Below are 14,024 nucleotides of genomic sequence, written 5' to 3'. Positions count from 1 at the left end.
ATTTAAAGGTTTTGTCTGGCCCAGGCAATCATCAGCTCATTTTTGTCCGACCGCCATGCTTTCTTATAAAGGTCTTTTACAATATCCAGCCATTTTATTTTCCTGTGTTCTGCATCGCCCACATCTGCCGTTCCGCCATTGGCGAGATACATTTCCCTGGTGGTACTGATGATGCGGCCGTACCTTCCGGTCTGCGCCTTTAAATCTTTGTTTTCAATCCTTAAATAAAAATCCAGCTGCGCGGGGGTACAGGTTTTATCTCTCGGGAACATGGTACTATCGGCCACATAAACCGTTACCCCATCTTTAAAAATATATGGCTCCTGAAAATTACGGGTATACTGGTCTTCATAAACCACCCCCTTTACCGGAAATTGGGCACCCGATTGTCCACGTATGGTTTCAAATACCTTATTGATGTATTTTGCTTCCACACTTTTCTTAACTTCCCAGCAGGTGGTCATGATCCAGGTGGCCAGCTTTTCTGCCGAAGGATTCAGCAGATATACCTTACCTGTTTTGGGCTGCCCCGTATACAGGTCTTTCCCTGTTTTATAGGCATACAGTTTTACAGGTAAACCTTCCCAGCCTGGCAAGGTATCCGTTTCAGCAATAAGGGTCTGGGCCATATAAGCATGGTCCAACAGGTTTTTACATTTTGCAACCAATGCGGGAAGGCTGTCTTTTAAGTAAGCTGCCGGAATACCGGCGGGTTCTTGTTTCAGCAATTCGTCAATCCGCACAAACTGGTAGCCCTTGCTTTTTAAAGCAGGGATCAGCCGGGGCAATCTGGAATAAAATTTATCCTTCCTTCTGGGGTCTGTTCCTATGTGTACCAATAAAATAAAACCATTTAACCCGTTCTTGTCTTTCTGTTCGTAATTGAGAATAGATTGCTGCACCGTTTCACTGTTGATATATTTAGCCCCCATTTCCGGATAGGTATAATCGGCATTGGAACGGGTACCTGGTGTAAAATTAACCAGATGAAGGTCCAAGCCCCTGGTCCAGGAAGCAATGGTATCGTTATACCACTCATAAGGTGGTAAAAAATAAGGGGCCTGATTTTTCTCAATCCCAAACTTCTTCAATTCCAGATATCCGGCTGCAATATCCTTTTCAAATTGTGCCTTTGTGACCAGCAGGCTGTCCCTTTTGCCCCAGTCGCAATACAGCAGGTGCCTGTCCGAATGTGAGCCCAGGTAATTCCCATCCTGTTTCAGTTGTGCAATCACCTTTTTAAAATCTTTGTTGCGGTAAAAATTACCTGTCAAAAAGAAAGAGCCATGTACCTGTTCCTGTTTTAAAGCATTTGCAATAAATGCAGCCCCATCACCAAACTCATCACCTGTAAATACCAGGGCCAGTTTTTTTGAACTCGTATCTCCTCTGATGATGGCACCATGAGATTCGGGAAAGGTAATGCTGTGTCTGGCTTCACTGGCTTTGCCGGCCAGCAGGTATACCAGCGAAGCGGTGCCATCCATGGTAGGCTCATTGGTACTGTAATCGCCTTTGTCGTCGTGGTAAACCACCAGGTCTGACTGAAATTCGGCGTAGGCATCAGGCTTGCTCAATGTCAGTCCGCGCAGGTGCTTAAAAATACTCCCGTATACCGGGCCATCTACCAGTCCCCCGTCCAGGGGATAATGATACAGATAGGATAAGGAAGAATGCGGATCTCCCGGGGTATCTCCCATGGCCGGCATCCCATATACCATACATTTTCCCCATGGGTTACAGCCAAAAAGCCAATCAATACAGGCCTGTTCCAGCTCGGCATACTGTTCATCTCCACTCAGTTTTCTATACAATGCACATTGAATGGCAAAAGAGGTAGTTAAATTATTGGAACACCAGATGAAAGGCACACCGCGGTAAAAAACATTTTGCTTTGCCTTACCCAGCACCTTTTCAATTCCCTGCCGGTAATAACCGATCAATGCCGCCTTTGTTTTTCCATCGGTAGCAGCAGCCAGCTCTGCATGCCCGAAATTGTGAAACGGGTACCATTGGTAGTGTCTTGCCGTATCGGCACCCATCCAGGGCGTAACCTGTTCTGCTAAACTGTATTGGAGCGATTGCTTAAGGTATTGCTGCCCACCGGTTAACCTGTACAAAGCAGCCGATGCAAGCTCCATATCATCCACCCAATTGTCTTCTTCATAAAAATAAGGCTCCCGGTTTGGGGCCGTCTGGCTTACACCAGGCCTGGTCAAACCAAGGCTATAGGCCGACAATGATTTTTCCCGGAACAGCTTGGCCAGGCCCGGATCAGTTTTTTGATAGACTGAAGCCGCCAAAGCGAAGGCACTTGAAAACTTACCAGCTGTAGAGGCCAGGCCCGTTGAGCGGTTTTTATATTTGCCCAATCCCTGTGGTTCTCCATTGGCAAAATACACCACCCTTGCATTTCCCTTGCCCATGCCATAATCAACCAGGTCTTTATTGGGCAGCCGCATACCTGCATGGTCACGGTCGTCTGCCAGCTGGTTAAACATCCAGTTCTTTTTAGGATGCATTTTTAAAAGCCAGTTCAGTCCCCACTTTGCTTCATCCAATACATCAGCAGTGCCATTGCTCCCTTCAAGGCCGTTGGCCTGGTGCCGGTCGGAAAATACTTCCGGGAAATCCCGGTAAGCCGCAAGCAAATGATAAGTAGCATTTGCCGAAGTGGTTACATACTGCAGATAATCCGTTGCATCGTGCCAGCCACCCGATACATCTATATGTGTACTGTCCCGCATAGGTCCATACATCGTAAAACCATCTTTAGTATGGCAGGAATCTTTTAAAAAGGGGTTAAAGCCACTGCGCTGCTGCCGCATGTACCTGAGGCTAAAATCTGCTGTTCCTTCATAAATGTTATCCGCCAGCCGGAAGACAGGGGATCTAACCTCGCCACATTGGATATAATAATGACCAGGTTTGGTAAAAGCACTAAAATTCAGACGATAAGATTGGTTAAAAGGACCATAAGCTCCGTAGGCTGCACTTGTTTTACCCCTAAAAACCAGGGCCGATGTTTTGGCTTCCAATACCTGGAAAGTTTCTGCTGCTGTACCTTGCTTACCTACCCATACGGCTACTTTAATTCCTTTGGGCAAGTACCCAAGCTGATTGATCCTGATCCAGGCTCCGCTGCTTTCCGCAGCCTGCGAAGTATAGAGCAGAAAGCAGAAAGAAAAAAATAAGCTCATTTTGCGGATGTACCTCACCATATATTTGTGCATAATTTATTAAATAACCATTCTTTCTGACCAACTACCGGACAGCTACTTACAGGAAAAACATCCTAAAAGCTGGACCAAATTAATTAAATAATTTAAATATCGCAAAAAAACGCAATCAGACCCGTAAATTAAGCAAAAAAAGCTGCAAAATATCCAAATCATAAATTAAACAACGCATAAAACAGCAAAACCAGCATCTTCAACTAAATTAAGATTACACATACAAACTTGATATGAAGGCCAAATTCCCGTATTTTAGCTGAAATTTTAACATTGAACAATCAATTTCTGGCTGAACAACTGTCAAAAGCAGCCTGAAGACAATTAAACAATATTATACGATAGCAGTAAAAGATGAAAGTAGATTTAAAGAGAGTAAACGATGCGGTACATTTTGAAGCTTCAGCCCCATCGTCAACTGTAAAAGTTCAAATAGATGGTTCACCGGAAATTGGCGGGCTTGGTTTGGGTGTAAGGCCAATGGAAATGGTACTGATGGCACTGGCTTCCTGCAGCTCGCTCGACCTGGTTAACATTCTCAAAAAACAGAAACAGGGCATCCGGGATTTTTCCGTGTCAGTAGAAGGCGAACGCCGGGAACAGATCCCAACCATCTTTACTAAAATCCATATGATTTTTACCCTTACAGGGGATATTCACAGGGAAAAGGCAGAACGTGCAGCAGAACTGGCCGTAAAAAAATATTGTTCGGTACACGATATGCTGGTAGCAGGAGGTGTTGAGATCACTTATTCGATAAGTATTAATCCTTAAGTTTTTTCTTCTGCTTCATCCAGATTGGCCTGTTCATTTAATTTATCCAGCTCAAACAATTCAATAGAAACTGGATTACCCGGCAAAAAATTACCATCGGTCATTTTTTAAGTTCTTCAGCCAGCATATCATCCAATCCATAAATGTCTTTGTTAAAGATCACCTTTCCCTGCTGATCGGCAAGTGCGGTATAATAAGCAATGGAAATGGGGATGGCCGTTGGCAGGCCAATATATTTTTCGCGTGGATAACCACTTTGCATGGCATTTTTAACCTGGTCATATTTGGGGCCTTTACCGAAAAGGACAAAAGCCAGCTCCAATGGCTTCTCTACCCTTACGCAACCATGGCTTATGGCCCTGTTTTTTTGGTTAAAAGCTGATTTAACAGGCGTATCGTGCAAATAAACACTACTTTCGTTTTTAAACAGAAATTTGATCTTTCCCAGTGAATTTTTCATTCCGGGCCTTTGTTTAAAAGAGTAACTGCCCGGCTCGGCCTTAACCCAGTCTATCGCTTCCAGGTCCCATACCCGCTTACCATTTTTGAATACATTGATGCTGTTATTGGCCAGGTAATATTTATCACGGGAAGCATATTTTATAATCTCATTCCGGGCAATACTTTCAGGAATGTTCCAAACCGGGTTTACCTGTACGCTGTAAATCATACTGCTCAACTGTGGGGTCTGCCTGGCAGCCTCACCTACACAAACCTTCATGCGCAGTACCAGCTTCCCCTTATCAATCACATCCAGGCTAAAATCGGCAATGTTGACCCTAACATACTTTAGGCCTGGAGGTCTGTTTTTCCACCGCAGGCGTTCCAGGTTCAGCTTTAAAAGTTCTCCCGTTTGGGATATGGTCTTTTCCGGAGCTTGCACTTGTGCTTTTAAAGCCGCCTGTAGGGCCAGATACTGCCCCGTTTTTGGCTGTATGCTGTCCAGATAACCTTTAAGCTCCTTGTGCTCCAGTACCTGCATCATAAAAGTGCTATCAGGCCTGACGGTTTCAGCAAAATATTCCTTATAAATCTTCAGTGGATCAGTAAGGCCAAACTGCAACGCATTGCTGTATTTTAACAGCGAACTGGCCACATTCAATTCCAGCTCAACAGTGTCCCTGTACTTGCTCAATACATTCCCCGTTTTTTTATTGCTCAGCCTATTCTTCATCTTTTTAAGGCCGGCAGTAAAAAAAAGTTCCGGATCCAGGCCATGCTCTTCCGATTCTTCCAGTCTGGACAACAGGGTATCCAGCTGGCCTTCAGCCATAAAGCGCCGAACCAGCACAGGCTGTAGCTTGTGGAGTTGATAAAAGGCCTCAATAACTTCAGGGTAACTTAAATCAGCTGAATGCTGCTCCAGTATCTTTTTAAATTCCAGCTCAAAATCAGGAAAATCTGGTTTTATCGCAAACTTTTGGGGCTCCGGGTTTGACGACTGGTTGCTGACAGGCGGATTTACGACAGCGCGCTTTACGGTACAGGACAAAAGAATTGATATCCCCAGCAGCATAAGGCATATATTGAGCTGTATTTTCATCAGACAAACGCATCTATCTGATTAACAAACCGGAACAGAAATTGTTTAGTCCGCCGCCCCCCTCAAAAGTCCAAACAAAATATTAAAAAATTGTATGATATCTTTGTCTCCTCAAAAAACAGCACCAATTAGCCATGCATATAGAAACACATCAAACCGGCACAAAAAAAGTTGCCGAAGTTAGCGCCGAAACTATTTTGATCAGTAATGTTGAAGAAGCCTTACAACTCATGGCAGATCTTTATTATCAGGAATTTGATGCCATCATTATTGGCGAGCAGCATATCATACCTGATTTTTTTGACCTTAAAACCGGCATTGCCTGAGAAATTCTGCAGAAGTTTTCCAATTACAGGATGCAATTGTTCATCATCGGCGATTTTGATAAGTATCCGGGAAAAAGTATAAAGGATTTTATTTACGAGAGTAACAAGGGTAAACTGGTAAACTTTTTAGCCTCAGCAGAACTGGCCAAGGCAAAACTGGCCAGGTAAGGGCTATTATGCAGAAATGCCGGTAGAATTGAACTGCAGGTCATACAGTTTCTTATAATAGCCGTTCAGCTTCAGCAGTTGCTGATGCGTCCCCATTTCCTTGATCTCCCCCTTATCCAGCACCAGTATTTTATCTGCCTTTTGTATGGTAGACAACCTGTGCGCAATTACAATGGAGGTACGCCCCTGCATCAGATTCTCTATAGCCCGCTGAATAAGCATTTCCGTTTCCGTATCAACCGAAGAAGTAGCCTCATCCAATACCAGTATTGCAGGGTTATACACCAGCGCCCTGATAAAGGAGATCAACTGGGCCTGCCCCGCAGAAAGTGTAGCACCCCGCTCCATTACATTGTACTGATAACCGCCGGGCAGGCGCTCAATAAAATCATGTGCCCCTACCTTTTTTGCTGCATCAACCACCTGTTCCATACTGATATCGGCATTATTTAAAGTAATGTTATTGAAAATGGTATCAGAAAACAGGAAAACATCCTGCAATACGGTAGCAATATTACTGCGTAAAAAATTGAGCTCATAATCCTGAATCTTCACCCCGTCTACTTTGATCTCTCCCTTCTGTATCTCGTAAAATCTGTTCAGGATGTTGATGGTAGAAGACTTTCCGGCTCCTGTAGCCCCAACAAGCGCAATGGTTTTTCCAGCTGGTACCTGGAAGGAAATGTCTTTCAGCACATAATTTTCATCATTATAGGCAAACCACACTTTATCGAAGGCAATGGCACCTTTCATTTTTTCGGGTACAAAAGAACCTTCATTTACCGTAACCTCATCGGTGTCCAGCACTTTAAAAACACGCTCCGCCCCTACCATTCCCATTTGCAGGGTATTGAACTTATCGGCAAGCTCGCGGATAGGCCTGAACAGCATACTGATATACATGATAAATTCTGTGATGATGCCTGGCTTAATGGTTGAATCGTTCAATATGGTTTTAGCCCCATACCACACCAGTAAACCGAGCGACATAGCAGAAATGATCTCTACAACTGGAAAAAATATAGAATAGTACCAGTTAGAGCGGATATTCGCATCGCGGTAACGACCATTGATCTTTACAAACTTTTTATATTCCTGCTCTTCCCGGGAAAAATACTGGATAATGGAAATGCCTGTAATGTGTTCCTGTAAATAGGTATTTAAATTGGATACCTCTGTCCGGATTTCCTGAAAGGCCGACTTAATCGCTTTCTGAAAAACTGAAGTGGCCATAATGAGCAGCGGCATAGGCAACAATACAACAAGCGTAAGTGCCCAGTCCTTATACACCATTACACCGATAATGACAATTACCATCAACACATCCCCGATAATGACAATCAGGCCTTCGGAGAAGATTTCAGCAATGGTTTCCAGGTCCGATACCGTACGGGTGATGAGCTGACCTATAGGTGTATTGTCGAAATACTTCAACCTTAATTTGGTAATGTGGTTAAACACGTTGATGCGCAGATCGCGGATGGCCGATTGCCCAAGGGTATTGGTAAGCAGTGTATGACTATATTGGAATACCGTTTGAAGTACCAGGAGTACGAGCATCAGTATGGTCATGTTCAATAAACCATGACCATCTCCGGTAAGAATGTGGTGATCGAGCGTATAGCCAATAAGAATAGGCCTGAGCGGGGCAATGGCTGCCAGCAGGATAGTAAGTACAACAGACCATATAAAAATGCTGCGGTAAGGTTTTACGTACTGAAAAACTCTTTTCAATAAGCTTACATTAAACGCATCACCAGTTATTTTAGACATATTATTTCACAAAGGGATAAATTACATTTACTAAATACAAACCACAGGCGGGAACAGATTGCCCGGCATTGCTGCGGTTTTTGCTTTTAATAATCTGTTCGAATTCTGCTAAGTTAAGTTCATTTTTGCCAATTCTGATCAGTGTACCTACAATTGCCCGCACCATATTTCTTAAAAACCTGTCGGCCCTTATGGTAAACCGCAAAGCGCCATCTTCCATCTCTTCAAAAAAGGCCTCCGTTATTTTGCAGTTATTGGTAAAGGTTTGGGTATGTGATTTGCTGAAGCAGGAAAAATCGGTATGAGCTAAAAGTATGCTGGCAGCCCGGTTCATGGCATCCATATCCAGTTCGCCTTTATGGAACCAGGAACGGTTCAGCTTAAAAGGGTTTTTATGAAAATGAATGTGGTAATGGTATGCGCGCGCTGTAGCATCAAAACGGGCATGGGCGGTATTTGCAACTTCAAAAACACGTTTTACTGCAATCTGGTAAGGCAGCAAGGCATTAATGCCATTAACTGAACGCAATGGGTCAGGGCATTTTGAGGCCGGTATACCTGTGGCCTCACTTTGTTCGGCTTCCGTTTGCAGGTCGAAGTGTGCGAAGAACTGGCTGGCATGTACACCGGTATCTGTACGTCCGCAGCCTAACGTACTTACCGGCTGCCTAAAATAGACAGTCAGTGCGCTGTCCAAATATTCCTGCACAGTGGTCGCATTTAGCTGGATCTGCCAGCCATGATATGGGGTGCCGTCGTAAGACAATTCGATAAAATAACGCTGCATGTTCAAGGCTACAAAATTATCTTTTTAATCGGATATCGGATTGCTTAGTATCTGCCTTTTAATATATTTGTTAAAATTATTGAACTGATATGATACAACGCGTGCAATCTATATGGCTTTTATTGGCGGCCCTAACGCTGATTTGCCTGTTTTTTTTTCCTCTGCTATTTAAAAGTGTAAACAATACCGAATATTTACTCTATATAGATGGACACCATCAAACTGTAAAAGAGGCAAATGGAACAAGCATTTCAACCACACCTATAGGCGCAATGGTCTTAAACGGAATAACCATTTTATTGTGCCTTGTTTGTATCTTTCAATTCAGAAACCGTCCGATGCAAAAGCGGTTGATCATGATCAACATGGTACTTATTGCTGCTACAGCTGTATTATCGGCTTTAAATGCATCTTTATTCCCCGGCGGAATCAGCGGTTCTTCCCTGCATATAGGCTCTGCACTGTTTGTCCTTGCCCTCCTGTTTTGTACACTTGCTATCCGCGGAATCAGAAAAGATGAGCAATTACTCAGGTCGGCCGACAGGCTCAGATAATTAATTGATTGATTTTTATTTAGTTACGAATCAATAAAATACCAAAAATTAAACTTACCTTTGCGGCTTAATAAATTATAATACATGATAAACCCATTTAGTAAATTGGGGATAAGTGATGACGTTGTTAATGCTGTAAAGGATTTAGGTTTCGAAAATCCAACACCTATTCAGGAACAAAGTATTCCTGTGCTGTTAGAGGGCAATAACGATTTTGTTGGTTTGGCCCAAACAGGAACAGGAAAAACAGCCGCATTTGGTTTGCCGCTGTTAGAATTGATAGACTTCAAGAGCAATAAGCCTCAGGCATTGATTTTATGCCCAACAAGAGAGCTCTGCTTGCAGATTACTAGCGACATCAAGAATTTCTCAAAGAACACCTCTGGTGCTAATGTTGTAGCCGTTTATGGCGGTGCAAACATTATGCAGCAATTGCGTGAAATTAGAAACGGTGTACAAATTGTAGTGGCTACACCGGGCCGTATGTTAGACATTATTGGCCGTAAGGCTATAGATTTCACCAATGTGAAATATGTAGTACTTGACGAGGCTGACGAAATGCTGAACATGGGCTTCCAGGAAGACATTAACGACATTTTGTCTACTACACCTGACGACAAAAAAACCTGGTTATTCTCGGCTACTATGCCTCCTGAGGTAAGGAGAATAGCTAAAAACTACATGGACTCACCGGTTGAGCTGACCATGGGTACGAAAAACACGGGTAACGTAAATATTGAGCATGAATACTACATTGTACGTGCAAGAGATAAATACGCTGCTTTAAAACGCATTGTGGATTTCAATCCGGAAATTTTTGCAGTAGTTTTCTGTAAAACCAAACTGGATACGCAGGATGTGGCTGAACACCTGATCAAAGACGGCTACAATGCTGATGCTTTGCATGGCGACCTTTCTCAGCAACAACGCGACAAGGTCATGCAACGTTTCCGCGACCGCAACATGCAATTGTTAATTGCAACTGATGTAGCGGCACGTGGTATAGACGTAAACAATGTAACCCACGTAATCAATTACTCTTTGCCGGATGAAATTGAAAGTTATACCCACCGTAGCGGTCGTACCGGTCGTGCTGGTAAAACGGGTATTTCCATCTGTATCGTAAACTCGAAAGAGATTGGCAAAATCCGTCAGATTGAAAGGATCATAGGAAAGCAGTTTACCAAAGCTGCCCTGCCTACCGGTTTCGACGTTTGCGAAAAACAATTGTTTGCCCTGGTACACAAGGTACACAATGTAGAAGTAAACGAAAACCAGATTGAGCAATACATCCCCAGAATTATGGATGAATTTGCTGAACTGAGCAAAGAGGACGTGATCAAGCGTTTTGCATCTTTAGAGTTTAACCGCTTTTTAGAGTATTACAAAAACGCACCCGACCTGAACTCTTCTACAGACGAGCGCGGTGAACGTGGCGAGCGCGGTGAACGTGGCGAGAGAGGATCAAGAACGAGCGAAGGTTATACCCGTCTGTTCATTAACCTGGGTTCTGTTGACGATTTTACCCGTGGCGACCTCTTGTCTTTTGTTTGCAACAATGGTAAGATCAGCGGAAAAGCAATTGGCAAGATTGACCTGAAAGGGGTTTATTCTTTCTTTGAGGTTGAAAATGCAACTGTGGAATCTTTATTCAACAACTTTAAAGGCGTTGAATTTAACAACCGGGGCGTAAGGATCGAAAAAACTGCTGATACTGATGGCGGCGGCGGTGGCCGTAGCCGTGGTGGCTTTGGTGGCGGTGGCAGACGCGAAGGCGGCAGCTACGGTGGCGGAAGAAGCGGCGGTGCTGAGCGAAAAAGCTATGGCAGCGGAAGACGTGAAGGCGGAGAACGTAGCAGTGGCGGTGGTTTCAGGGATTTTTCCGGAAGGAGCCGTGAAGACAGAGGTGCTGGTGGTGCCGGCAGACGCGAAGGCGGAAGCGACAGAAGGCGCAGATCATAACATACAGATCTTCTTTATAAAAAAAGCCCTTCGGTATTTGCTGAAGGGCTTTTTATTTTATTTCTTTTTAGGCTCTGGCCTGTCTTTAATCTGCGAAGCTTTCAGATACACCTTTGCCCCTTTTTTATTGATGTAGTATTTTTGATTTTTACCATCAATATATACATCAGATCCATCGGGTGCCATTTTGCCTTTAAACGTTTGATCGGCAACTTTAGAAGTCCCCTTTACCGCAACCTCCGCCGTTTTATTGCCTACTTTTGTAGCCGTTTTGCCAATGGCTTTACCGGTTTTATCAAGTGCTTTGCCTACTCCGCTTTCTTTCTTTTCCTGAGCCTTAACATTTAAAGTAAGAGCGGCGCAAATAGCCAGGGTTAATATCCCTGATAAATACTTTGTTTTCATCATCATAAGTTTTTGTCTCTTATAACAAACAACCTATGATTTTGTTTGCAGCTTAGTTTAGCTGTTCAGTAAGCAAACGCATTTCAATCTGAGGGGAATGTTTTTCGTAAAGGATAGCATATACTGCACGGCTGATTGGCATATCTACTTTATACTTTTTATTGATCACATGCATACAGCTGGCCGCGTAATAACCTTCGGCTATCATATTCATCTCCAGCTGTGCCGATTTTACCGTATAGCCCTTCCCTATCATATTGCCAAATGTACGGTTACGGCTAAATTGTGAATAGGCAGTAACCAGCAGATCGCCAAGATAGGCCGACTCCTTAATGTCCCTCGAAATGGGATGTACAACATCTACAAACCTTTTGATCTCCCTGATCGCATTTGAAATTAAAACAGCCTGAAAATTATCACCATAGCCAATACCATGACAAATTCCACTGGCTACTGCATAAATGTTTTTCAGGACAGCAGCGTATTCCGTACCAAAAATATCGTCCGAAACATTGGTTTTGATATATCTGGTGTTGAGCAGATTGGCAAAAAAACCCGCAAGGCCTACATTTACAGAAGCAATGGTTAAATAGGACAGTTTTTCAAGCGCTACTTCTTCTGCGTGGCAGGGTCCGCTGATGACCAGGATATGCTCTAAAGGAACCTGGTATTTCTGGTTCAGGAATTCGGCAATAATCTGGTTTTCTTCTGGAACGATGCCTTTAATTGCCGAGATAATCTTTTTGCCTTTGAACTGTTCCGGGCTGATCTTACTGAGTGTTTCTTTAAGAAACGCAGCCGGAACATTCAGTATGATGTAATCAGCCAGGTTAACAATAGTGGCAAGATCATCAGAGATGTTGTTCTCCGGTATCCTGATCTCTACAGAACTCAGGTAATTCGGGTTGTGCTTATATTTTTGCAAATGGTTAATGGCATCCGCATTCCGCATCCACCAATAGATCTCTTTTGTTGAAAAATTATCTGAGAGCATTTTTATAATAGCAGTAGCCCAACTACCCCCACCAATCACTGCGACTTTAGGTATCATACATTATAAATAAAAAATCCCGGCTTAATGTTTTAAACCGGGACAATTTACTTATTTAAAAAGTATTGAAAAAGTTTACTTCTTGCCTGGTTCAGCAAACAATTGATCCTTAGTTACTTTCTTTACTTTCATTCCGTCCTTTAATTTGTTCTGTATGGCAGAATATGGACCGGTTACCACTTCCTGGCCAGCTTTAAGTCCGGATTTAATAACGATGAACTGATCGTTCTGGATGCCTGTGCTTACTTCTACCTGTTTAACGGTCTGGTCTGTATTGTACAGATAAACATATTGTTTTACTTTCTTATCTGTTAATTTAGACTTCTGCTTATCAGCAGTTTCCTGGTTGTCATCAGTTTTTTTGTTCTTATCCCCCTCTTTCTTTTTATCAGTTGTAAAAACAGCCTGAATAGGAACAGAAAGCCCGTTTACAGTCTCGCTTTCTATATCCACAGTAGCAGACAAACCTGGTCTGAATGGCGAAGGAAGGTCTTTGGCCCCACCGGTAATGTTGCTGTATGATTCTGCAAGGATACGCACCTTTACGTTAAAGTTGGTTACCTGGTCTACCGTACTGGTGGCCGAACCAACATCCTTCGAAGAACTGGCAATCTCTGTAACCACCCCTTTAAATTTCTTATCTGCAAAAGCATCTACTTCAATAGCAGCGCTATCACCCACTTTAACCCTGTTGATGTCGTTCTCATTTACATCCACGTTCACTTCCATAGAAGAAAGATTGGAGATCCGCATGATCTCGGTACCTGCATTCTGGATGGTTCCCAGGATACGGTCGCCCAGTTCTACAGACAATTTGGAGATCACCCCGTCTACCGGCGCAAAGATGGTTGCTTTTGCCAGGTTGGCACTTGCCTCCTGTACATTTGCCCCTGTTTGTTCCAATAAAAATTTGGCAGCAGTATAATCCTCTTTTGATCGTCCTAAATTTGTTTTAGCAGTTAGGTAAGCCGCTTTGGCAGCATCAAACTCGGATGCAGAGATTACCTTTTTATTGAACAGTTCTACATTTCTCTTGTAAGTAGCTTCCGCATTTATAAAGTTGGCCTGATTTTGCTGTAACATCTGTTGCGCAGCAGCCACACTGGCCTTTTGCGAGCTGTTTGAAGCAATAGCCCTGTCGTAGCCAGATTTCAATACATCCGGGCGGACCTTGACCAGCAATTGCCCTTTCTTTACCACATCACCTTCTTTAACCAGCAGTTCGGTTACCTCTCCCGATACCTCTGAGCTTAGTTTTACTTCTGTTTCGGGCTGTATTTTTCCACTTGCGGTAACGGTTTCCACAACTTTTCTTTCTGCAACTTTTTCTGTGGTAATCTTTTCACTCTTGTCGCCGCCAATCACCCCGGTAAATACACCGATCGCCAGAAGGGCGATGAGAACGCCTGTTATAATTAATATGGTTTTTAATTTCATGCTGATGTGTG

Annotated in this window: 10 protein-coding genes and 1 pseudogene; 4 read left to right on the top strand and 7 right to left on the bottom strand. The window is 43.4% G+C overall.

Annotation, left to right across the window (positions count from 1 at the left end; translation table 11 throughout):
- Positions 1-2: 2 nt before the first annotated feature.
- A complete protein-coding gene (locus HDC92_RS09520) occupies positions 3-3,233 on the bottom strand; it encodes a glycoside hydrolase family 9 protein (protein WP_183874030.1) in 3,231 nt (1,076 codons plus the stop codon).
- 354 nt (positions 3,234-3,587) lie between these two features.
- On the opposite strand from HDC92_RS09520, the gene HDC92_RS09515 reads away from it, so the two are divergent.
- Positions 3,588-4,007, top strand: coding sequence for an OsmC family protein (locus HDC92_RS09515; protein WP_183874028.1), 420 nt, complete (start codon positions 3,588-3,590; stop codon positions 4,005-4,007).
- A gap of 100 nt (positions 4,008-4,107) precedes the next feature.
- Here the strand turns inward: HDC92_RS09515 and HDC92_RS09510 are convergent, their stop codons facing one another.
- On the bottom strand, positions 4,108-5,550 hold the full coding sequence (locus tag HDC92_RS09510) for a L,D-transpeptidase family protein (RefSeq protein WP_183874026.1): 1,443 nt from the start codon (positions 5,548-5,550) through the stop codon (positions 4,108-4,110).
- Positions 5,551-5,684: 134 nt separating this feature from the next.
- On the opposite strand from HDC92_RS09510, the pseudogene HDC92_RS09505 reads away from it, so the two are divergent.
- Positions 5,685-6,044 (top strand): annotated as a pseudogene (locus HDC92_RS09505) (DUF4180 domain-containing protein).
- A gap of 6 nt (positions 6,045-6,050) precedes the next feature.
- On the opposite strand, the gene HDC92_RS09500 reads toward HDC92_RS09505, so the two are convergent.
- Together HDC92_RS09500 and truA are read right to left on the bottom strand one after the other, a co-directional pair.
- Positions 6,051-7,817 carry an ABC transporter ATP-binding protein gene (locus HDC92_RS09500; protein ID WP_183874024.1) on the bottom strand — a complete coding sequence of 589 codons (1,767 nt, stop codon included), beginning with the start codon at positions 7,815-7,817 and terminating at the stop codon, positions 6,051-6,053.
- Between the two features lies 1 nt (position 7,818).
- Entirely contained in the window at positions 7,819-8,604 is a 786-nt protein-coding gene (gene truA, locus HDC92_RS09495; protein ID WP_183874022.1) for a tRNA pseudouridine(38-40) synthase TruA, read from the bottom strand.
- Positions 8,605-8,693: 89 nt separating this feature from the next.
- Between truA and HDC92_RS09490 the strand changes: the two genes are divergently transcribed.
- Both HDC92_RS09490 and HDC92_RS09485 read left to right on the top strand, forming a co-directional pair.
- Entirely contained in the window at positions 8,694-9,158 is a 465-nt protein-coding gene (locus tag HDC92_RS09490) for a DUF4293 domain-containing protein (protein WP_012780835.1), read from the top strand.
- Positions 9,159-9,242: 84 nt separating this feature from the next.
- Entirely contained in the window at positions 9,243-11,120 is a 1,878-nt protein-coding gene (locus tag HDC92_RS09485; protein WP_183874020.1) for a DEAD/DEAH box helicase, read from the top strand.
- Between the two features lie 57 nt (positions 11,121-11,177).
- Here HDC92_RS09485 and HDC92_RS09480 read toward each other — a convergent pair whose 3' ends face one another.
- The 3 genes from HDC92_RS09480 to HDC92_RS09470 form a co-directional block, all read right to left on the bottom strand.
- The gene (locus tag HDC92_RS09480) at positions 11,178-11,531 is read right to left on the bottom strand and encodes a hypothetical protein (protein WP_183874018.1); all 354 of its coding nucleotides are present in this window, start codon (positions 11,529-11,531) and stop codon (positions 11,178-11,180) included.
- Between the two features lie 46 nt (positions 11,532-11,577).
- Positions 11,578-12,576, bottom strand: coding sequence for an NAD(P)H-dependent glycerol-3-phosphate dehydrogenase (locus HDC92_RS09475; protein ID WP_183874016.1), 999 nt, complete (start codon positions 12,574-12,576; stop codon positions 11,578-11,580).
- A 75-nt stretch (positions 12,577-12,651) separates the two neighbouring features.
- Positions 12,652-14,013 carry an efflux RND transporter periplasmic adaptor subunit gene (locus HDC92_RS09470; protein ID WP_183874014.1) on the bottom strand — a complete coding sequence of 454 codons (1,362 nt, stop codon included), beginning with the start codon at positions 14,011-14,013 and terminating at the stop codon, positions 12,652-12,654.
- Between the last annotated feature and the right edge of the window lie 11 nt (positions 14,014-14,024).

The sequence above is a fragment of the Pedobacter sp. AK017 genome, from assembly GCF_014200825.1.
GTDB lineage: Bacteria > Bacteroidota > Bacteroidia > Sphingobacteriales > Sphingobacteriaceae > Pedobacter > Pedobacter heparinus.
This window is presented reverse-complemented; position numbering and strand designations above follow the sequence as displayed.